Source organism: Lacticaseibacillus pantheris DSM 15945 = JCM 12539 = NBRC 106106 (genome assembly GCF_001311175.1).
GTDB classification, from domain to species: Bacteria; Bacillota; Bacilli; order Lactobacillales; family Lactobacillaceae; genus Lacticaseibacillus; species Lacticaseibacillus pantheris.
This window is the reverse complement of sequence record NZ_BBAI01000008.1, coordinates 1-20,854: the sequence shown is the minus strand read 5'-3', so window position 1 is coordinate 20,854 and position 20,854 is coordinate 1. Positions and strand designations below refer to the sequence as shown.

Genomic DNA, 20,854 nt, shown 5'->3' with positions numbered 1-20,854 from the left:
CAGGCGGCTTTTTAAGGGTGTTCGGCACAGCCGTTTTGCAGACATGGCGTTACTGCAGTTGCAACCGCTCATTAAAGAACCCGCGGTACGCTAGTGAACAGGCAATCACGCTACTGAGGCTGGTTGTGGCTAGCATCATGAAGGTAACCAATATCTGGTACATGATGGCCTTGCTGGGGTCGACGCCGGCAAAGATGAGGCCGGACATCATGCCGGGCAGGCTAACCAGGCCGACGGTTTTGGCCGAATCCACGGTTGGCGACATCCCCGTTTTGACCGCCCGACGCACAAGCCCCGCCGTCGCCTGCTTGGCGTCGGCACCAAGCGCCAGGCGTTCAAGGATAGGTTGACGCAGGTCGTGGAAGCTAGCGTTCATACTGCGATAGGCGAGCCCAATCGCAACCATGGCGTTGCTGGCAATCATCCCGGTAAACGGAACCACCTGTGACGGAATAAACTTGATGGCGTGGGTCGCAATCAGGATAACCAAAGTAATGGTGGTGGCAGCCCCGATGGCGGCCAAGCTAATGGCAAAGGCATGGGGCAGGGTGCCGGCACGTTTACGTGCGTTCAGCGCGGCGTTCACCACGATGATGGCGACCATCAGGATGGTAAGCGGGGCGCGGTTAATTTTGATTACGTAAGTCAGCACGTAACCGACCACGGTGAGCTGAATGACGGCGCGGACGACACCGATGACCAGGTCCCGTTCGAGGCCAAGATGTTGTTTCAGGCTGACACCCAGGGCAATGAGGACGAGAGCGACGGCCAAGACCAACGCGGTTGGGGTAACGATGAGGTTCATGATGGCTTCACCTCCAGTGTGTGGTGGTCAACGGTCAGCACGTGGTCGGCCGCTGCAATCTCGGTTTCATCATGGGTGACGGCAATCATGGTGACGCCATCGTCATGGTTGAGGCGTAGCAATTCGTGGTGCACGATGTCTTTGGTTTCCGTGTCTAACCCAGTGGTGACTTCGTCCAAGAGCATGACCGCAGGCGTGAAGAGCACGTTTCTAATCAGTCCTACGCGTTGCTTTTCGCCACCGGATAATTCACTGATGGGTTTGTCCATCATGCTGGTGGGCAACTGGAACCGCTCGAGCCAATGGTTGGCGAGCTGCTCGTCAAAGTCTTGGCGGCGAATGGTGAAGGGAAAGCTGATGTTGTCACGAACCGTGTCGCCGAATAACTGGGCCTGCTGAAAACAGTAGGATACCTGCCGGCGATAGTCGACCGGGTCGTAGTCTTGTTGGTTGCGTTCCCGGAACATGATTGTCCCGCTCGTTGGTGAAATTAACGTGGCGATAAGTCGGAGCAACGTGCTTTTACCAGAGCCGGACGGGCCGACGATGGTGAGCCAGTCGGCGGGTTGTACGGTCAGGTTAACGTGCGCCAAAATGGGAGTGGCCGCCGGTTGGTAGGCCACTTCATTGAGTTGGATAATTGCTGACATGATGTCACTTCCTGTATATAATCGTTGTTATCTAATATAGCATAATTCTAGGCGCCTTTGAGTATTAAGGCAAATAAATTGGTAGCGCTTTATGACAACATTAACGATAGTGGTGTATGCTGGTATTACACAATATTCGGGGATGGTGGACAGCGTGGGGATAATTAAGCACGTATTTTCAGACATGGACGGTACGTTACTCAATAGCGATGGCGTCGTCAGCAACAGCAACGCCGCGCTGATTAAGCAAAGTGGGGTACCCATGACGCTGGTGTCGGCCCGCGCACCCATGGAGATGGCGGCGGCAATTGCCAAGTTGGGGCTACACGCACCGCAAATCGGGTTCAATGGCGGCTTGATTTACAAACCAGGCCGTCACGGCTGGGACGTTATCAGCCAGAGAACCATCGACTTTACCGCGGTCACGACTCTGTTGCGGGCGGTCTCGCTCGATTTTCCGGACGTGAGCCTCAGTTTTTACGACCTCGACCGCTGGTATGCGGACCGGGTGACCAAGGGGTTGCGTTATGAGGCCAACTTAACGGGGCAGACCCCGACCATCGCGGATTGGCGCACCGTGCTCACTAGTCCGACCGTACCGGTATTCAAAGTAATGATGATTACCTTTGATCAAGACGAAATGAAGCGGTTGCAAGCTTCGTGCGGGGCCTCCAATTACCCGACGTCGCATCGCGCAGTCGGGGACGGCCTACCTCGAAGTGACGCACGCGGAGGCGCAAAAGTCACGCGGTATTGACTACATTATGTCCACGGAGCAGCTGCAGACGGCCGAAACCGCCGCCTTTGGGGATGGGCATAACGACCTACCCATGTTGAAGATGGTGGGGATGCCAGTCGTGATGGCCAACGCGCTGCCAGCCATTAAGGCGGTGGGGCGGTTGATTACTAAATCGAACGATGAAGATGGTGTCGGTTACGGGTTGCAGCAGATACTGTAAAGGCCCATCTACTAGGTTTTTGTCAAACATAATTGATTTTTTTGGCAGATTTTGGCTGTTTATCAAACATAATTGATAAAAACCGAATTACCAGAGATTTATCAATTATGATTGACAAACTATCGCAAAAGTATGTACCGCTTTGCCTGGCAACACTCGTCATCGCCAGGATGACACCGCCCTACATATGTAAATACGGGACCGAGATTCTTTGCCTGACAAAGAACTTCGGTCCCGTTTTGTGGTGGGTAACAAATCAACCCCAATTTAGTCTGACTCAATAATCGGTAACCAGTCGGCCACGATTTTATCCAAAGTGAAATCCTGAGCCCGTTTTAACGACTGTTCGCTGTAATATTTGCGTAGCTCGCGGTTGGCGATCATCCGGTTTAGGTGGTGCATAAAGTCGTCGGGGTCGCCGGGGCGGGTGATGATGCCGTACTCGTCGTTACCGATAAACTCGGCGCTACCCGTGTTCTCCATCGCCACGATGGGGAGGCCGAACGCCATCGCTTCACCCATCACCAGCGGCATACCCTCCCAACGCGAGGTGGATACAAAGATGGCCGCCTGCTCGTAGTGCTGGGTTAAACCCGCGTCTTTGAGTGGCCCACGGAAGTTAACGCGGTCGTGCAGGTGCCAGAAGTCCATTAACTGGTTGAACACCGCCATGTTTTCGTCGTCGCCCGAGCCAGCCAGGTTGATGTGCCAGCCGGGGTAGAGGTTGCGCGCAGCTTGTAACAGTAGGTCAATTCCTTTGTGTTCAATGGCAATCCGGCCGGTGAACGCCACGGTTTGGCTGTCGAGGTTGGTGCGGCCCGTGGCCTTAATTGTGATGGGGTTATAAATTTTCACCGTGTGTGCGTTGTACTCACTGTACGAATGCAGGTCCGACTCAGTGAGCGTGACCAGCGTGTCGACCCCGCGCAGCCCCGCCCGGAACTCTTTGCGCATGTAGCCATAATAGTCGTTCAGGTAGGTGTCGTAGTTGTTGTGCATCCACCCAATCAGCCGCACGGTCGGCATCTTAGCCTTAATTAGTGGTGCAAAGCTGGTCAGGAGCCCGGCCGGCAGAATGACCACGTCAATTCCAAGCCGCTCAATGGTCGCAATCATGTCGGCAATTTGGTCGGCAAAGACGGTGTAGGGCTGGCTGCCGAAAAAGTTGGCCCGATGCGGGTCGGTGGGTGGATCCGCAATGATTAGCGGCGCGTCCAGCTCAAAGTAGCGGGGGGCGTCGGCCAGCGAGTAATAGTACATGTCGAAGTGGTCGGTGAGGGCGTTGCCCAGCACGGTGGACGCACGTTTGACGCCGTCCATTACCACGTTTTCCAAAGCAATCATAACTTTCATGATAATCACCCCTTCGATTAGTACACGCGTATCCATTTAATTGTCAGTCTCTTATATTAATTATACCTGCGTGAATAATACGATAGCAATAGATAATCCGCGCAATCCCGCGGATGAACGCACTAAATAGCCGATTGTCATATTGTCCTGGCACACGTTGAGCGGCGGTCAGCCAGTGTCCCCAGCAGTCATTGGGGCCAAACAATATGACAACTAGCATTTATATCTAACCTTGATGGCCGTCAAGGTGAAAACGTGTTGACGGCATTATGCTGTAACCATCATCAAGAAATTAAATGAATGGGGCGAGCATATGCGTTGGCAAATATATTTAAATCGGCATCCGGGACAAATTAGTTTAATCCTCGGTGGGTTAATTGTAGTGAGTTGGGTTTTGGGTTGGGCAGGTGTTCCAACGGTCGCGTTGGCCGTGATGTACGTTGCGGGTGTACTGGGCACCACACCAATCCTGTTGCGGGCGTGGAGCGCGCTACGGATGCGCACCATCAGCATTGAGTTGCTGGTGACGATCGCCTGTATCGGGGCGCTGGGCATTGGCGAGCCCAACGAGGCGGCCATCGTGACCTTCCTCTTCCTCTTTGGTAACGTATTGGAGGCCCGGACGCTAGCCAAGACGCGGTCCGCGGTGCGTGACCTGACGGACATGGCTCCGCAACAGGCGACCGTCGTTGATGAAGATGGGCAGACCGAGTTGGTTGACATCGACGAAATTGACGCGGGGATGCACGTTCGCGTACGTCCAGGCGACCAGGTGCCGGTTGATGGCACCGTGGTTGAAGGCGAGGGCCGCACGGTGGAGGCCGTGATTACGGGTGAGGCTGCTCCGGTGGCCAAAGTCTCGGGCGATCAGGTCTACGCTGGTTCAATGTTGGACAGTGGTGCGCTGACCGTTAGCACAACCGCTGCGGGTGAGGACACCACCTTTGGTCAGATTGTTGAACTGGTGGAAAACGCCCAGGATGCGCAGGCGCCGGTTGCGCGGTTCATCGACCGCTTTGCCCGGTACTACACGCCGGCCGTCCTGGTGATTGCCTTGATTGTGGGCCTGGTGACTCAGGATATGCGGCTGGCGATTACCATGCTGGTGCTGGGTTGCCCGGGAGCGTTGGTGATTGGTGCACCCGTGGCAAACGTTGCTGGTATTGGTCGGGCGGCGAGTCAGGGCATCTTGTTCAAAGGTGGGGCGACCGCTGACGCACTGGCTGGTGTGGACACCATCATGTTGGACAAAACGGGGACCATCACGACTGGCAAGATGACGTTAAGTCACGTGCAGGACTTCGCTGGTAACGAGGACGATGACTTGGCTTTGCTGGCAGCCATTGAGGCGGATTCCCAGCACCCGTTGGCGCGGGCAATTCTGGCGTCGGCCAAAGAACGGCAGCTGACCCTGCCGGAGGCCCCCGTCATGGCGACGGTCAAGGGCCGCGGCTTGGCGAGCGCCGACGGACAGTACCTGGTGGGTAACATGCAGTTGATGGGTGACCACGGAGTGAACGTTGACGCCACGGTCACCGACGGCATCAACGCAATCCAGGCATCGGGTGATTCGGTAGTGTTATTGGCGGTTCATGGAGAAATTAGGTTAGCAGTTGGGGTTAATGACGTTGTGCGCGCAGATGCGGCCGATGGGTTGGCAGCTTTGAAGCAGCACGGGATTGAACACGTAGTCATGTTGACGGGCGACAACCGGGCGGCGGCTGAACACATTGCCGCACAGTTGCCAGTCGACGAGGTGCGTGCGGAAATGTTGCCGGCAGAGAAGCTGGCGGCGGTGCAGGAGGCCCAAGCGGCGGGCCACAAGGTTGCCTTTGTGGGTGACGGCATTAACGACGCCCCCGCCCTAGCGACGGCCGACGTAGGTATCGGCATGGGTGGTGGTACGGCTGTAGCTTTGGATACATCCGACGTGGTGCTGGTGCGGCCAAACTTTGGCACGCTGGTAGAGGCCGTTCATCTTGCGCGGGCGACTCGCTCAGTGACCCGTGAAAACATCGTGATTGCGGTGGGTACCGTGGTGCTGTTGCTGTTGGGATTAATGCTAGGGTTGGTCCAGATGGCAAGCGGCATGTTCGTCCACGAGGCGTCAATCCTCGTGGTGATTGCGAACGCTTTGCGGCTGTTACATCAAAGTCGCGCACAAAAAGTCGCGCAACTTGATGAGCATCAAGTTACAACTAAGCCTAGCAGTGTAAATTAAGGGTATAGGAAATGAGTTGGTGACCCGCCGAAAGTTGTGGTTCTAAGCACGGGCTCCACTCTCTAGGAGGTAAAGCAACTATGGCAATGGCAATTTTGAAGTTGGACGGGATGACCTGCCCTTCATGTATGCAGAAGATTGAACACGCGGTGTCCGGTGTTGATGGCGTGCAGGACGTTAAGGTGTTGTTCAACGCGGCCAAACTGAAGGCTAAGTTTGACCCAGTAGCAACGAACGCAGATGAATTGAGTGGCGTGGTCACCAAGTTGGGTTACACCGTGTTGAGTAGCAAAGTTAAGGAGATTGCATAAATGGCGACAGCAGAAGAATTATTCACAGCAGAACAAGCACAATCAGATCATGATCACCACGTACCCACGGCGGGGGCGATGATTAACCACGTACTGAGTAACCACGTGGTACTGACCAACAAGCTCCGCCAGGCGGCATGGTTCGTCCGTGGCGCCACCGCCGGCCAATTAACCACCACCTTTGTGGCAATTAACGGTGAGAACAACGACTGGATTGAGCGGATCGCATCTGCCTTGCTGGATGAGGGCGAGATTCCGGCCACGCTGATGTCTGAGTATAGCGAATGGACGATGCTGGAAGAGGACGGGGCACAGAAGTATCGCGACGCCGACGAAATGGTTAACGGGCTGGTCAACGACTTCGAAACCGACAACCTGTTCGTCACCCGAGCAATTGCGTTAGCTAACAAAGAAGGCCGCCCAGCCTTAGCCGCAACCATGACGACCATGTTCGGCTGGAATCGTCACCAGGTACGCGTCCTCCAGTCATTGCTGGGCCACTCCGCCCGGTTCGGCCTCGATGATGAGGACGATGATGACGACGAGTTTTAAGCGCGTATAATAAGGGTGAGGTGATAGGGATGGATTTGCATGAAGCTGAGTCGTGTGTTCGACTGGTACCCATTTTTCAACAACTGAATCATGATGCGGTGCGGGCGATTGCTAGCCTTGTGCGGGACCACCACTATGATGAACGGGAACAACTGTTCACCGCCGGCACCGATGCCGATGCGCTGGTTATCATCGCGCACGGCCAGGTCAAAATTACCCAGTCAACGGCCAGTGGGCGTGAGCAGCTACTCCGCTTGCTGCAGCCTGGGGACTTTGATGGCGAAGCGGTGCTGTTTACCCCGACCGAGCGCACGACGACGGCGACCGCTTTGACCGGTACGCAAGCGTGCACGATTAGCCGCACTGACTTTCAAAAGTTACTGCAATCAACGCCGGCATTGGCGCTCAACGTTCTGAACGCTCTGGGACAACGGGTTGTCGCCCTTGAGGCCCAAGCTACGGCCGCCAACACGGCCAGCGTGGCCGAGCGGTTGGCCACCTACATCGTTGAAACCGGCGCAGGTCTGGGGCGTAACGACTTTGATTTACCCCTCCCCAAAAAGGATTTGGCGGCCTATCTCGGCACGACGCCGGAGACGATTAGCCGCAAGCTGACCGAGTTTAGCGAGCAGGGCTGGATTGAGCAGTCGGGTCGCCGCCACCTGGTGGTCAAAGACAGCGACTCCCTGACGATGGTGGAATAGCATTTATAACAAACGGGACGGTTGACACAACTCTGGTTACTCCAAGAGCTGTGTCGACCGTCCCGATTTTTTTTGAAAGTTAATAGCCCCGCGCTAAGTCCACCGCGTTCACCGCGAGCGTCCCGTGGTCCATTAACGACACTAGGTTAGGGTAGAAAATCTTGAACACACCCGTAGCCACGTCGCTGATCGTACCCGATACGTGTGGCGTTAACTGCACGTTAGGGGCTTGCCACAAAGGTGAGCTGGCGGGCAGCGGCTCCTCCTCGAACACATCGAGAGCGGCACCGGCCACTTTGCCTACCTTCAGCGCCCTAATCAACGCCGCGGTATCCACGGACGGTCCGCGACCGACGTTGATAAAGTAGGGGTGGCCAGGCTGCCGCTGGAAGAAATCGTCGTTATACAGGTGGTGCGTTTGGTCGGTGAGCGGCAGGATGTTAATGATGAAATCGGCTGCGGGTGCCTGTGCCATCAGGGTCGCGGTACTAATAATCTGGTCAAAGCCGGCGACGGCGTGACCGTCGTGGTTGACCCCGGTTGTCCGGACGCCCAGTTGCTGGAGGACGTGGCTGATGGTGGTGCCGATGTGGCCCGCGCCGACGATGAGGCACGACGTCCAGGTAGTTCGGTAATCTGATGCCGCAGTTGGCTGGCCGCCCAAAAATTGTGGGGATCGCGATTGGTGGGGGCGTTAAGGGCCCGCGTAAAGTTGAGGATATAACCGAGCACGGATTCCGCAATTGACTCACCGTGGATGCCGCTGGCGTTAGCAACCAGTACGTCTTGGCGCGCAAGGTCGGCCAGTGCAGGTAATCGACGCCGGCGGACATCGTCTGGATAAAGCGGACGTGGTTCGGTGCGCTCATGATGGCCGCCGCGGTCGGATTCCAGGCTAGGATGACGTCGATTGTGCTCCCCATGGCGGGTGTGAATTCATCACGGTCAATGAGGTGTACGTCGGGCAGTGCCTCTAGCTGGGTGATTTGGTCGGGATGCAGGTGCATGTTGACGAGAATGTTCAATGGGAGGCCCCCTTTGATTGAGTGAGTGCTTATATAGTAGATTTAGGAAATTACCTATGCCCGCATTTTACACCAAACGGGAAGGCAAAGGTAAAGAAAGGGCTTGCATCAAGGCTGTGAATCGGGCATGCTGAACGTAACGGATTACATAATCGTGCTGGCAAAGCGGCACGCAATTACTTGGAGGCGGCAAGATGCACAAAACGCGTGCTTAGTATTTTTTTGACCTGGACAAAACTTTACTGAACGAACAACACGGCATTGACCCGACGGTGCGGCGGGCCTTAGACGAGCTCCGGGCTAATAGTTACCAACCGGTGATTGCCACGGGGCGACCAGCAGCTGGTATTCGCGACATTATGGCGGCTAGCGGCATTGATAGTTTGGTTGCGTTGAACGGTCAGTACGTGGAGTTGGCCGGTGACGTGGTCTTCTCGCAGACGATGGCGAGTGACGTGGTCGCCCGGTTAACCCAACAGGCGACGGCCCGCGGCGTGATGCTCGGTTATTTTAACGCGGACAGCGAGTGGCTTTCGGGTATGAGTCCGGCCGTGGTGGCGGGGTACGGTGCGATTGACAAGCCGACGCCCCCGATTCGGCCCGAGGACTACCTGACCCAGCCGGTCCACATGATGATGGCGCTCACCGAAAACCTCACTGATGATCAGGTACTTTCTGCCGCCTTCCCGGAGTTAAGCTTCTACCGGAACTTTAAGTTTGATATTGATATTATTCCCAGCAACGTCAGCAAGGTCCGCGGCATCGAAGCGGTCAAAGCGGCGCTGGGCGGCACGTGCCACCTTTGCGTTTGGGGATGGCACGAATGATCGGACCATGATCGACTTTGTGGATCACGGTGTCGCGATGGGTAACGCGCTGCCGGAGGTCAAAGCCGTGGCCGACTACATTACCGCGGATTACAATCGGGGCGGAATTGTGCAGGGCTTGCGTCATTTGGGGCTGATCGGGTAAGGTGGCGGTGCTGTAGGGTGCTACGACTTTGTGGACCGCTGCGGTGGCTGGTCGCACTGGCATGGTGGCTCCGGTTGAGCGGCCGGTCCCCGCGACCGGCTACGTGCCTCACGCTCACGCCCGTTCCGGGCTACCGCGAATTGGCGTAGCCCGAGCAAAAACCACTCGGTCTAGCCAATTTGATTCTGGGGTCGCTCAAGCGACAGTCTGCGACGGTCACTTGAGTTAACTCCCGGTAAGGGCTAAAGCCCAAACCGGAAGTAAACAAACAGAACTACGGGCATGCAGCCGTCGCGGGGACCAGCCGCTCAACCTCCACCACCACGCCAGTACGACCAACGGCAGATGGTCACCGTTCCGGGTCCAGTCGTCTCCACACCCCATGGCACCCCCACCGGCCATAACCACACTTGTACACGAATTTATGAATGCTTTGTCTCACGTTTCAAACGTCATTTTAAGCGACAATGACGTTTGAAATGTGAAAAAAACTACGTCCTACAGTCATCGCAGGGAACAGCGGCTCGGCCCCATCAGAGGGAAGCATAACCTGCCGCTTAGAAAACGCTTGCATTTTCGGTTAACACCTGTTATTATTTGGGCGTAAGAAGGGCGGTGGTTTTATGGAAAAGCGTAATCATGACACGTCACTGCTTGTAGGTATTGGGTTAGGTCAGGTCTTGGGTTTAGCGATTGGTGGACTAATCCACAACGTACCGGTCGGGTTTGCTGTGGGTTCGTTTATCGGTCTTGTGTTGGGTGCCTTCGGGGCATTTCCGCTCCGTAGTTGGTAATATAAGCGACCCACTAGAATATGTTGCACGTGTCATCCCGGACGCGTGGGACGCGAAGAGGGCATTACCGTAATGAGTCAGTACGGTAATGCCTCTTTTTTTGGTGCTTTTATTTTGTCTTTTCAGTCGCCGATGATCCGGATTTGCCCAGTGGTGTGCTTGATCCGTATGCACCGATAACGAACCGAATAATCCCGGCCAGCAGAAAGACGACGAATAACGATACGCCTTTATCAACTAGGATGCCTCCGAAGAATGCACCTAGTGGGATTGAAACATAGGAAATCATGCGGGTGACGCTGACTACGCGTCCCAGAATTCGATCAGGCACAATTTTCTGCCGTAGTGAGAAGTATGTGATGACGTTGATATTGCTGCAAAGGTTGGCCACAGCGTATAACAAGCCAACCATAATAAAGTTATGCGCAAAGAACATCAGCATCAACGCAATTCCGGCCAGTACGGTGGTTGATGTGATAATTCTACCGGTAGAATAGTGACGGTTGATAATCGGGGCCACGATGCCACCGGCAAGCGCTCCAATACCCGAAATGGCAATCGTAATACCGGCGAGGAACGACGAGTATCCAAGTGTCTTAGTAATGAAGAACATAAAATTAGCTTCAAACAGATTAGTGGCAAAGTTGGTGAAGAAAAAGAGGACGGCACCGTTCCACACTATTTTGTCGGAGTACGCGTATGCAAAACCTTCACGTATATCCTGAAGAATATTCTGAGTAGCTTGGATGTGGGTAGGGACTTTGTATCGAAGCGCGATGACGAAAATTCCGGCGATTAAGAAAGATATCGCATCAACTATAATCGCGACTCGTGGATTGAGTAGAGCTGCTAATGCACCACCAAGTAATGGTCCGATGAGCGTTAGTGTGTTGTCAATCAGCTGAATATCGGTGTTAGCGGTTACGATTTTATCGTCATGGACCACCTTGGGTAGAATGCTCTGAAACGACGGGTGAGTTAATGGGTCAATAGATGACTGCATAAATACCAACACGTAAATTAACAAAAGTGGTGTGGCTGGAATTTCAAAGGCCACGAGCATAATGAACACGGCAACAAATGAAATGAGGTTGCCCACGACCAGGATGGTCTGCTTGTTGCCACGATCCGCCAATAAACCACCGACAAGAGAGAAGAATAACCACGGAAGAAATGATACCCCGTATATGGAGGCCATCTGGGCCGCCGACTGTGTTTTAGCGTATACGAGTAGTGGTAACGCAATTTTTAACATCCAATCACCAATCTGGGAGATTAGAAAGCTACACCAGATCAGGGTGAAATTTCTATTTATTCTCATTCGGACCTCCACAAGCGGCGTAGTTAGGATGTTTGGACCAACTCACGTCTACGTGTGAGTCTTCACTGTTAAGCATGAAGTTAAATACCTGCTTTCCATGCTCATATATTAACTGTTAAAATTAGCGTGAAAACATAAATTTACGTATACAACAAAAAAAGGCTGATTAAAATGGAAAATATCGGTGGAACCTTTAGACTGCTCAGAAAAAGCAAGCATTTGTCGCTTGACGCGGTCGGCAAGGGGATTGTGACAACGTCGTTTCTATCCCGATTTGAACGTGGACAATACGACATCTCAGTTCAAAACTTAAATCAGTTGCTTGAGCGCATCAACGTTACCTGGTCAGAGTTTGTCTACATCAACAACGCCTACAAGAAGAACATTTCTAACCGGATTAGTCAGTGCTATCTACATGAGGACATTGGTGGCCTTGAGAAAATCCAGCAGGAAATTGAGACGAATCAAGACTTAACGCCGACTTACCACAAGCTGTATAGCATTATGATGAAGGCACTGATTGGTAGCCTTACTGGAATCCCTTTATCAAAAGCGGAGATTAATACGGTGATCCACTACCTCTCGTCTGTCGCGAATTGGACGTCCTTTGAGCTATATTTATTTGGTAATACGCTGATGATGCTACCAATCGATAATGTGGTTTCCCTGTCTAAACTGATGTTCCAAAAGGGGGAGGAATATAACTATCTGAACACCGATAACATTTCTAGCTACACTCGTGTACTCAATAATGCAATCTGCTATTGTTGTGAGCAGCGACGTGCGGATGAGGCAGTGCCAATGCTAGAAATGTTTGAGAAACTGATCGATCACCCACGACAATTTTATGAACGGATGAAGCTACTTAATTTGCGGGGATTGGTCTTGTACTGTACCGGGAATGTCACTGATGGTCTGGAAAGCTTGTACCGGTCATTGTTTACATGCAAACTGATTGATGCGACGACGGTTCTACACCATGAACTGTCATATCTGGACCATTTTTTTTGACTGATGATGAAGTAGTAGGACTTCGAACTAGGCTGAAAATTAGTTAACCGCAACACAAAGAGGGCACCAACCTTCACTTGGTTGGTGCCCTTTTGTGTACCGTTGCCAGCCCTGCGTTAAACCTGGCTGACGTCGGTTGTGGTTGCCGTTTCGCGGGTGACGATGCGGGTGTAGATCTTGTAGAGCGTGAGGCCAATCAGGCCGAAGAGGATGGGGCCCACAATTTCGAGGAACAGGTCCCAGTAGGCGCCACTACTCAGGCTGTCGATGACCGTCGAAATCACTCCGGCCAATAGCAGTATGTCAACGGCAGCCGTCACTAGCCAGTAGGTGGTTGGTCGTTTGAAAATGACGAACGGCCGCTCCAGATCCGTTCGGCCCTTGAAGAACGGAAAGGCGGTGACGAGGAACAAGTACGGCACCGTGGAGCTAATGTTGTCCATCAGGGTGAGGACGTTATAAAATCCCTCCGCCGTCCGGCCGCCAAACGAAGTGAGCGCAATCAGTACGCAGACCACAATCGCCTGAAACCACATGGCGTTGGCGGGCATGTCGTTAGCGTTGAGCGACGCCATCTTGCCGGGCCACAGTCGCCGTGGGGTGCCCAGCACGAACGATTTGATCGGCATGTACACAATCACGAAGAAGGAGCCAAAGTAGCTCAGCAACATAGCGAATGCGGACAGCCGGGCGAACCAGAAACTCAGTCCCTGACTAGCGGCTGCGCCCAGGCCGAACGCCTTGCCGAAGACCAGGCCGAGGTTGCTCATCAGTACGTACGTCGTGTTACCCAGGTTGGCGCTGGTGCCCTTGAACATGGATTGCCAGTTGCTGGACGCGCCCCACAACAGGATGAGGACGGCGTAAATCAAAGTGATGGCCACAGCACCGGCCACCATGGCGCGCGGGAAGTTACGCCGGGCGTTACGCATCCGGTCAGAGACGCTACCCAGTGCCTCAATGCCGGCAAAGGCGTAGACGGCAAAGATGATGAACGACAGCATCTGCGCGGGGCTTTGGTAACCGGAGCGCGGTGAGTGCAACATACTCTGTGCAGTGACGGGTTCCGCAAACTGGAAGCCGTTTTTGGCTAGGAGGATGAGGCTGACGATGGCAAAGACGGCGGTTAACGCCAGGGCGGCCAGGCCACCGATTCCGGCTAGCTTCGCGACTTTGCCCAGTCCACGCGTTGCGATGAACGTGACCACTAGGAAGAAGATGATGCTCATGATGCCGATGGTGGCCGTGGAGTTCAGCCCGAAAATGGACCACGTGTTGGTGGTATCGCGTCCCGTGAGCGTGGTGGCAAGCATGATCCAAATTTTGGAGACGGTGGACACGATGAGGATGACCCACGAGGCCAGCCAGACAAAGCCGCCGATGAATGCCCACTTGGCGCCCAGTCCGGCTTTGAGCCAGCTATACACGCCACCCTGGTCGTTGTGGAGCGTGGCGCCGTACTCCGCGAACATCAGTGACGACGGGACGAAGAACAGCAGCGCGGCCAGCACGTACCAGATAATCCCCGAGAAGCCCATGGTGTAGTAGGCGATGGAGGTATTATCGAACGCAAAGGCGGAGGTGAAGATCATCAACATGACGGCGATGAAGGAAACGGTTTTAGTTTTACTCATGGGCACGGCCCTCCTGTGGGTGGTTGCTTACTGGTCGTTACGGAAGCGCGATTCAACCGCGCGGGCGTGGGCCTCGAGACCCTCCGTACGGGCGAGGGTCGTGATGGCCTTGGCTTCGCGGGCCAGGGCGTCTTTGGAATACGTAATGAACTGGGTGCGCTTCATGAAGTCGGCCACGCCCAGCGCGGAGAAGAACCGGGACGTGCCGCCGGTGGGCAGAATGTGGTTTGGCCCGGCCACGTAATCGCCGACTGGCTCCGAGGCGGCGAAGCGAGGAATACTGAACCCGCGTTTTGGATGAGGCTGAGGTACTGTGCGGCGTCGGGCAACTGGACCTCCAGGTGTTCGGGGGCAATGGCGTTCATCACGGTGAAGGCGGACGGGATGTCGGGAACCACGGCGATGAAGCCTTGGTTGTTCACGGCCGCGCTGGCAATTTCGGCGCGCGGCAGCGTGGTGAGCTGGCGGTCAACGGCGTCGGAGACCGCTTGAGCAAAGTCGGCGCTGGGGGTGACCAGCATTGGCCGCGACAGCCGGTCGTGTTCCGCCTGCGACAGTAGATCTGCGGCGACGTTCTCGGGATCTGCGTTATCATCCGCGATGACGCCAATCTCGGATGGGCCCGCAATCATGTCTATGCTGACCTGGCCAAACACCATTTTCTTGGCGGTGGCGACAAAGATGTTGCCGGGACCAGTAATTTTGTCGACCTGGGGGATGGTTTCCGTGCCGTAAGCCAGCGCGGCAATTGCTTGAGACCCGCCAACTTGGTACACCTCGTCGACGCCGGCAATCTTGGCGGCGGTGAGCACCGCGGAGTTGAGGCCATCATGGTGTGGTGGGGTGACCAGGACGATGCGCTTAACACCAGCGATTTTGGCCGGTAGCACGTTCATCAGGATGGAGGACGGGTAGGCGGCGGTACCACCGGGCACGTAGACGCCGACCGCGGCAAGTGGCGTGATTCGCTCACCACGCATGACGCCGGGCTGCTCGGCGTCGACAAAGCCGAACTGCTTTTCCTTGGTGTGGTAGCTGGTGATGTTCCGCTTGGCCAACTCAAGGGCGTCGATGAGCTGCGGGTCGGCTGCGGCGTAGGCATCATCGAGCTCGGACTGGGGTACGCGGAGGTCGGAGAGTTCGATGTTGTCGAACTGCTTTTCGTAGTCACGGACTGCTTGGTCGCCGTTTGCGCGGACGTTGGCGATAATCTTGGCGACGGCCGCGTCGACTTCTGGGTTGCTGGCAGCGCTGGCGCTGCGCTTCGTGACGTAGTCGATGGTTGCGGGGATAGTAGTTTGGATGATTTTCATGGTGGTTCCTCCTGTATGTTTGTGTGTGCAAGTAGTTGGGTTTTGAGCGGATGAGGCGGATGGTTGCTGTGAGGCATTGGGAGTGATCCCTCTGAAAGTTAGTGGGAGAAGATGGTATCTGTGACCATCCTCGCTCTGACCTCCTTGTGGTATCGGACTACAGTCTCTCGGCTTAGCCGCGCGAAGCCTCCGAGTAGCAGAGAGTAAGCGCTAAAGCGAGGTAGTGGATATCTTTCACTGTTCTCGTTCTGACCTCCGTGTGGTATTGGACTACAGTCTCTCGGCTTAGCTGCGCGAAGCCTCCGAGTAGCAGAGAGTAAGCGCTAAAGCGCTAACTCTCTGCGTAAAAAAAAGAATCGCCCCCGAGCAAACATCACAATCGATGCTTACTCGGGGACGATTCAATTCGCGGTCCCACCCCGGTTCGTCAACGCCTCACAGCGTCAACCTCATGTTGCCAACACGCTAGTCGTCGTTTGCACGAGAACAGGTGAAGGCAACCGTGGTAACGCTCCGAGCGTATCAGCTAACGGTGTGCACCGCTCAGCCGGTCAGTATATTCCGGGTGTGATTCACCGCTCCCTAACATCGCCCTTACACCAAACGGCGACTCGCTGAGATTAGGATACGGTTACTGGTCCGGTCAAAACCTTTAACTTGCTTTTAATTTAAGGCTAATTTACAACCACCATCGGACTCTGTCAACTGTAAATGCATAAAATAACATGATATCCACTACGATCAGACCGCCAACCTGCTAGTATTGCACCATGCAATGTTGGTTGATCAGTTGAAGCCCATAGCAGTGTGGTGAACGGCGGCGTTGGCCGGCCCGGTGAGCTGCGGCTTTCGTGGGGTGCTCCATGGTAATCCACTGCTAGGGCGAAGGCTCCAACCCGCCAAGTGCGGGCGTGTTTCCGCCGCGATTTCAAGCCTGCCCGGAAAACCACCGGTCAGTCTCGAAATTCGTCGCGTTCTAACGGCTAAAGCCGTAAGAACGTTACACCCCGGCAGTGGTTGCCATTCCGACCCCACACGCCTCCGCTTACCGGTCCGACCGACGCGGCCTTACGCTACTGTAGCAGTCACATCTCACGACAAGACAACACCCCCCTCACAGTTCTTGGTCTGTAATAGCAGTCAGTCTGGTCACAAACCTTTGAATCAATTCGTCTGTGTTTTGGGTTACGAAATATCCAGTAAACACAATCGTTAAATTCGATCATTGGTCGTGCTGCTATGAGGGAGGCAGTTGACCATAATCATTCGTAAATACGTTCGCAAATGTGGTTCTGGCCGGTGGGGGTGCCCGTGGGGTACGGAGACGACTGGACCCGGAACGGTGACCGCTGCAAGGGGGCACCGCTGTAGGAGACGCAGGCGACGTACAGCGCGACGAACTTAGAGACTGTCTGCCCGCATTTGGCAGGCAGGCTCTAAGTCTCACCGGAAACCGGCGCATTTTGCCGGTTGGAGGTTTCGCCCTAGCAGCGGTCACCGTGGAGCGGTCCACAAAGTCGCAGTACCCTACGGGCACCCCCACCGGCCAGAACCGCCAAAAACAGCCCGCGTGTTGACGTCACACGCGGGCTTCTTATCAACGGAACGGATTCCAAAACCGCCCGCCGTTGACGCTGAATAAGCCAATACCGACGACGATGATGAGGACCGTCCCGCCCAGCGTCAACCAGTCGCTAGTGCGGAAATCGCGTCCCATGTACCACGTCCGTTTGCGGTACCGGCCAAAGCGGCGTAGTTCCATTGCCCGGCTGACCGTGTCAATCCGGTCGAGGCTGGCGAACACCAGCGGAATCAGAATCTTACCCGCGCCCCGTAGTCGTTGCCACAAGTTGGCCTTCCGCGAGAGCTCGTATCCGCGCGCCTGCTGGGCCAGGCTGATTTGATGGTACTCACCCTGGATGTCCGGAATGTATCGTAACGCCAGTGCTACCGAGTAGCTGACCCGGTATGAGAGGCCGACTTTGTTCAAACTGGACGCAAATTCACTCGGATTGGTGGTCATCAAAAAGATGAGGGCTAGGGGTACCGTGACGATGTACTTTAGGATCAAATTTAATTCATAAAATAACTGTTCCTGAGTTAGCGTGAAGTACCCATCACTCCCCAAAATGAGGTGGCGCGTGCCGTACAATTGGACGCCGTACTCGGGACTGAATACGTAAACGGCCAGCAAATTAAGGACGGAAAAGAAGAGGATGAACTTGGTGACCAGGCGGATCTGCGGCCACGTAATGCGTGCCTGCTTAAACAGGATGAGCGACATCACGGTGATAGCGGCCAGAAAGCGCGCGTCGTACGACACCATTGCGATGATGGATAGTCCCAGAAAGGCGAGGAGCTTGGTGGCCCCGCTCAGTCGGTGAATCCAGGTATTTTGCTCGGCATAACCGAATAGTTGCATACTCATCAGCGGCGCACCTTCCTTTCCGTGGCGATGACGTGTTGGGTGAACGCATCGGGGTCAATGTGCACCCGTTCGGCCAGTTGGTAGAGGCTGGTGGGGGCCAAAGCCGCCGCGCTCACGACGGTCGGGTTAGATAGCACCGTTGAGGGCTTTGCGTCCAGCATGACGCCCTGATCACCGAGGACCACCGTCCGGTTGGCGTACTCCAGCATGAGGTGCATGTCGTGCGTGATGAACATCATGGTGATACCTTGTTGGTTCAGTTGTTCCAGAAAGGTCATCATGTCGGTATAGTGCCGCCAATCCTGCCCAGCAGTGGGCTCGTCCAGAATGAGCAACTCGGGTTGTAATACCAGAATACTAGCAATGGTGACCCGCTTGCGCTGCCCGAAACTCAACGCGTTGATGGGCCAGTTACGGAACGGGTATAGCCCGCAAATCTTGAGGGTGTCATCCACCCTTTGCTTGATGGCGGCTTCGTCCACCCCACGTAACCGTAGGCCTAACGCTACTTCGTCCCGAATCATCACCTGGCTAATCATCTGGTTGGGGTCCTGCATAATGTAGCCAATTTTATCGGCGCGTTCCTTGACGGACAGCTTGGCGAGGTCGATATCGGTGTGCCCGTCGTGGTAGGTCAATGTACCCGCCGAGGGGGTCAGGAAGCCGGTAATAATTTGGCTCAGAGTGGACTTGCCGACGCCGTTGCGGCCGACGAGGGCCAGCATGTCGCCGCGGTTGATGGTGAGGTCAAAGTCGTGGAAGATCTGCGGCCCGTTCTCATAGCAGAAACTGAGCTGACGGACATCCAGTAAGGGCTCCCCAGATTGAATGGTGACGGGGACGGTTGCGTTGGCCTGCCAGCTTTGCAAAGCCGGCGCGAGTACTTCCGCGTTTAACGCGTTCACGTTGTCGATGTGGTCGATGTGGTTCAGGTCGCAGCCAGCGTAGCGGAGTGCCTCAATGTAGAGCGGTTCGCGGAGGCCGATTTGTTGCAACTCGTTGCTGCGGAGGAGCGCGTCCGGTTTCAGGTCGGCCACAATCTTGCCTTTGGCCATCAGGATCACGCGGTCAACTGGCCGGGTGAGTACGTCCTCAATCCGGTGCTCAATAATGATCACGGTGTTGTGCAGTTGCTGGTGCAGTTCGTCGATGAGGGCGATGGACTGGTGACCACTCGCTGGGTCGAGCGCGGCTAGTGGTTCATCGAAGAGGAGAATGTCGCCGTCATCGATGAGCACACCCGCCATGCGTCGCGTTGCTTTTGCCCGCCTGATAGTTCTTGGGGTGATTGGTGTAGTTGTGCGGCGATGCCGAGCCGGGTGGCCCACTGTTCAACTCGCTGGTGCATCTCCGGACGCGCCACGCGGTCGTTCTCCAGGCCAAAGGCGATGTCTTCGGCCGTGGTCAGACCGATAAACTGGCTGTCGGGGTCTTGGAGCACGGTCCCGACCAGCAGTGAGAGGTCGAAGAGGCTGGCCTCCTGGGTGTCTAGCTTGCCCACACGGATGTGGCCGGTGACCTGACCTTTGATTGAGTGGGGGATGGAGCCGTTGATGAGGTTACCCAGCGTGGACTTACCGGACCCGGAAGGCCCAGCAATAAGCACTTTTTCACCCGCATTAATGGTGAGGTTAATATCGTGCAGGGTGGGCTCAGCCTGGCTTTCGTACTGAAAATTAACGTGCTCAAATATAATTGCTGGCATGATTACCTTCCAATAAGTAGTGATTGGTGCGAACGACGGACGAGGAGGCTATCACCCAGATACGCTGATGATAACCTCCCAGTCAACAATTTATTCTTGCTTCAGCGAACCGCGCTTGGTCCGTGATGCGGCGTAGATAACCAGCAGAATGGTGCCGATCACCCCGGTAGAAACGGCGTTACTAATGCCGGAAACAATCCCCTGCAGGTACACCTTGTTCGCAGGCTCGGAGTAGACGAGGATGTCGAGGGTCGGGGCCAGCAGCACCCAGCAACCCAGGTTGGCGATAATTTGGAGGACGTTGAAGCTAATAATCTTCTTGGTGCCGAAGTTACCACCCTCGACGTCGAACCGCTTCCAGAAGAGGCCGATGATGCCACCCAGAATACCGGTGGTAATGACCCAAGTCCACCACGGGGTGCCGTAAGTGAGGTCGTTGAGCATGTGGCCGAGGAAGCCAATGATGAAGCCGGCTACTGGCCCGAACAGGCTGGCAAAGAATGCCAGGAAGCCGTACGAGGTATCGATATTAGTGTTCGGGATACCGGTTGGAACGGACCCAAACCGTTTAAGCAGAAAGACGATGGCCGCGCCGATACCGATGGCGACGACGGTGCGAATGCTGAGGCCGTGCTGTTTGTGATTTTGCATATGTTGAATCCTCCTTGGGGTGTATGCGAACTGCTGATTATGGAAGTAAAAATAATTGCGGGCTACTAGAGGAGACGTACGTTGTTAGTGGAAGAATCCTGATCAAACAAAAACCGCCCCATCATGAAATCAATCATGATAGGGCGGCCAAAGTCGTGGTACCACCTACCTTGTTCCGTATAAACGGAACCTCTTACACGTAAGGAGTGTGTCACCGACCGTTATTGATGGGGATTCATTCTGGTGGGCTACCAGGCGTCACTTGCAGCAAGGGTGACGCTCTCTGTTACTGGTGGGGGAACACCGTACTATTTCCTGAAAGCGGCTGTTAATATGCTTGAAGTTTAGCAGGAGTTGAGGGGAAAGTAAAGAGAGAGCGGAGCAGGAGAGAGCGGAGAAGGCCGTTTAGAAAGCAGAGTATAAGGGGCTCCCACCGAAAGGCCCG

14 protein-coding genes and 4 pseudogenes are annotated in these 20,854 nt (G+C 54.9%); 8 read left to right on the top strand and 10 right to left on the bottom strand.

What is annotated here, in order from left to right; translation table 11 throughout:
- Window positions 1-49 precede the first annotated feature (49 nt).
- Window positions 50-805 carry an ABC transporter permease gene (locus JCM12539_RS04235; protein WP_054649506.1) on the bottom strand — a complete coding sequence of 252 codons (756 nt, stop codon included), beginning with the start codon at window positions 803-805 and terminating at the stop codon, window positions 50-52.
- On the bottom strand, window positions 802-1,455 hold the full coding sequence (locus tag JCM12539_RS04230; protein WP_054649504.1) for an ABC transporter ATP-binding protein: 654 nt from the start codon (window positions 1,453-1,455) through the stop codon (window positions 802-804). The genes JCM12539_RS04235 and JCM12539_RS04230 overlap by 4 nt, the downstream gene beginning before the upstream one ends.
- Before the next feature lie 142 nt (window positions 1,456-1,597).
- Here JCM12539_RS04230 and JCM12539_RS04225 point away from each other — a divergent pair.
- Window positions 1,598-2,414: pseudogene (locus tag JCM12539_RS04225) on the top strand (Cof-type HAD-IIB family hydrolase).
- 267 nt (window positions 2,415-2,681) lie between these two features.
- Here JCM12539_RS04225 and JCM12539_RS04220 read toward each other — a convergent pair.
- Window positions 2,682-3,767 (bottom strand): glycosyltransferase, encoded by a 1,086-nt coding sequence (locus JCM12539_RS04220; protein WP_054649590.1) that lies wholly within the window; start codon window positions 3,765-3,767, stop codon window positions 2,682-2,684.
- Between the two features lie 313 nt (window positions 3,768-4,080).
- On the opposite strand from JCM12539_RS04220, the gene JCM12539_RS04215 reads away from it, so the two are divergent.
- The 4 genes from JCM12539_RS04215 (at window position 4,081) to JCM12539_RS04200 (ending at window position 7,555) form a co-directional block, all read left to right on the top strand.
- Window positions 4,081-5,988, top strand: coding sequence for a heavy metal translocating P-type ATPase (locus JCM12539_RS04215; protein WP_054649502.1), 1,908 nt, complete (start codon window positions 4,081-4,083; stop codon window positions 5,986-5,988).
- An 80-nt stretch (window positions 5,989-6,068) separates the two neighbouring features.
- A complete protein-coding gene (locus JCM12539_RS04210) occupies window positions 6,069-6,299 on the top strand; it encodes a heavy-metal-associated domain-containing protein (protein ID WP_054649500.1) in 231 nt (76 codons plus the stop codon).
- Window positions 6,300-6,851, top strand: coding sequence for a ferritin-like domain-containing protein (locus JCM12539_RS04205; RefSeq protein WP_054649498.1), 552 nt, complete (start codon window positions 6,300-6,302; stop codon window positions 6,849-6,851).
- A gap of 29 nt (window positions 6,852-6,880) precedes the next feature.
- Window positions 6,881-7,555 carry a Crp/Fnr family transcriptional regulator gene (locus JCM12539_RS04200; RefSeq protein ID WP_054649496.1) on the top strand — a complete coding sequence of 225 codons (675 nt, stop codon included), beginning with the start codon at window positions 6,881-6,883 and terminating at the stop codon, window positions 7,553-7,555.
- A gap of 79 nt (window positions 7,556-7,634) precedes the next feature.
- Here JCM12539_RS04200 and JCM12539_RS13915 read toward each other — a convergent pair whose 3' ends face one another.
- Window positions 7,635-8,219 (bottom strand): NAD(P)-dependent oxidoreductase, encoded by a 585-nt coding sequence (locus JCM12539_RS13915; RefSeq protein ID WP_225350237.1) that lies wholly within the window; start codon window positions 8,217-8,219, stop codon window positions 7,635-7,637.
- A 633-nt stretch (window positions 8,220-8,852) separates the two neighbouring features.
- Here JCM12539_RS13915 and JCM12539_RS04190 point away from each other — a divergent pair.
- Both JCM12539_RS04190 and JCM12539_RS13510 read left to right on the top strand, forming a co-directional pair.
- Window positions 8,853-9,552 (top strand): annotated as a pseudogene (locus JCM12539_RS04190) (HAD hydrolase family protein).
- A gap of 623 nt (window positions 9,553-10,175) precedes the next feature.
- Entirely contained in the window at window positions 10,176-10,346 is a 171-nt protein-coding gene (locus JCM12539_RS13510; RefSeq protein WP_169798390.1) for a hypothetical protein, read from the top strand.
- A gap of 109 nt (window positions 10,347-10,455) precedes the next feature.
- On the opposite strand, the gene JCM12539_RS04185 is transcribed toward JCM12539_RS13510, so the two are convergent.
- A complete protein-coding gene (locus JCM12539_RS04185; protein WP_054649493.1) occupies window positions 10,456-11,667 on the bottom strand; it encodes an MFS transporter in 1,212 nt (403 codons plus the stop codon).
- A gap of 171 nt (window positions 11,668-11,838) precedes the next feature.
- Here JCM12539_RS04185 and JCM12539_RS04180 point away from each other — a divergent pair, with 171 nt between their 5' ends.
- The gene (locus JCM12539_RS04180; RefSeq protein ID WP_054649491.1) at window positions 11,839-12,678 is read left to right on the top strand and encodes a helix-turn-helix domain-containing protein; all 840 of its coding nucleotides are present in this window, start codon (window positions 11,839-11,841) and stop codon (window positions 12,676-12,678) included.
- 116 nt (window positions 12,679-12,794) lie between these two features.
- Here the strand turns inward: JCM12539_RS04180 and yjeM are convergent, their stop codons facing one another.
- The 5 genes and pseudogenes from yjeM to JCM12539_RS04155 form a co-directional block, all read right to left on the bottom strand.
- Window positions 12,795-14,312: a glutamate/gamma-aminobutyrate family transporter YjeM gene (yjeM, locus tag JCM12539_RS04175; RefSeq protein WP_054649489.1), complete on the bottom strand. Its 1,518-nt coding sequence runs from the start codon at window positions 14,310-14,312 to the stop codon at window positions 12,795-12,797.
- 27 nt (window positions 14,313-14,339) lie between these two features.
- Window positions 14,340-15,625: pseudogene (gene hisD, locus JCM12539_RS04170) on the bottom strand (histidinol dehydrogenase).
- Window positions 15,626-17,222: 1,597 nt separating this feature from the next.
- On the bottom strand, window positions 17,223-18,047 hold the full coding sequence (locus tag JCM12539_RS04165; protein WP_054649588.1) for an energy-coupling factor transporter transmembrane component T family protein: 825 nt from the start codon (window positions 18,045-18,047) through the stop codon (window positions 17,223-17,225).
- A gap of 5 nt (window positions 18,048-18,052) precedes the next feature.
- Window positions 18,053-19,758, bottom strand: a pseudogene (locus JCM12539_RS04160) (ABC transporter ATP-binding protein).
- Window positions 19,759-19,848: 90 nt separating this feature from the next.
- The gene (locus tag JCM12539_RS04155) at window positions 19,849-20,409 is read right to left on the bottom strand and encodes an ECF-type riboflavin transporter substrate-binding protein (protein WP_054649487.1); all 561 of its coding nucleotides are present in this window, start codon (window positions 20,407-20,409) and stop codon (window positions 19,849-19,851) included.
- Window positions 20,410-20,854 lie beyond the last annotated feature (445 nt).

What these genes read in the sequence shown, in the direction of transcription:
- JCM12539_RS04210 (WP_054649500.1), top strand. Translation starts at nt 6,069, where the DNA reads ATGGCAATGGCAATTTTGAAGTTGGACGGGATGACCTGCCCTTCATGT.
- JCM12539_RS04235 (WP_054649506.1), bottom strand. Translation starts at nt 805, where the DNA reads ATGAACCTCATCGTTACCCCAACCGCGTTGGTCTTGGCCGTCGCTCTC.
- JCM12539_RS04230 (WP_054649504.1), bottom strand. Translation starts at nt 1,455, where the DNA reads ATGTCAGCAATTATCCAACTCAATGAAGTGGCCTACCAACCGGCGGCC.
- JCM12539_RS04165 (WP_054649588.1), bottom strand. Translation starts at nt 18,047, where the DNA reads ATGCAACTATTCGGTTATGCCGAGCAAAATACCTGGATTCACCGACTG.
- JCM12539_RS04180 (WP_054649491.1), top strand. Translation starts at nt 11,839, where the DNA reads ATGGAAAATATCGGTGGAACCTTTAGACTGCTCAGAAAAAGCAAGCAT.
- JCM12539_RS04215 (WP_054649502.1), top strand. Translation starts at nt 4,081, where the DNA reads ATGCGTTGGCAAATATATTTAAATCGGCATCCGGGACAAATTAGTTTA.
- JCM12539_RS04185 (WP_054649493.1), bottom strand. Translation starts at nt 11,667, where the DNA reads ATGAGAATAAATAGAAATTTCACCCTGATCTGGTGTAGCTTTCTAATC.
- yjeM (WP_054649489.1), bottom strand. Translation starts at nt 14,312, where the DNA reads ATGAGTAAAACTAAAACCGTTTCCTTCATCGCCGTCATGTTGATGATC.
- JCM12539_RS13510 (WP_169798390.1), top strand. Translation starts at nt 10,176, where the DNA reads ATGGAAAAGCGTAATCATGACACGTCACTGCTTGTAGGTATTGGGTTA.
- JCM12539_RS04205 (WP_054649498.1), top strand. Translation starts at nt 6,300, where the DNA reads ATGGCGACAGCAGAAGAATTATTCACAGCAGAACAAGCACAATCAGAT.
- JCM12539_RS04200 (WP_054649496.1), top strand. Translation starts at nt 6,881, where the DNA reads ATGGATTTGCATGAAGCTGAGTCGTGTGTTCGACTGGTACCCATTTTT.
- JCM12539_RS04155 (WP_054649487.1), bottom strand. Translation starts at nt 20,409, where the DNA reads ATGCAAAATCACAAACAGCACGGCCTCAGCATTCGCACCGTCGTCGCC.
- JCM12539_RS04220 (WP_054649590.1), bottom strand. Translation starts at nt 3,767, where the DNA reads ATGAAAGTTATGATTGCTTTGGAAAACGTGGTAATGGACGGCGTCAAA.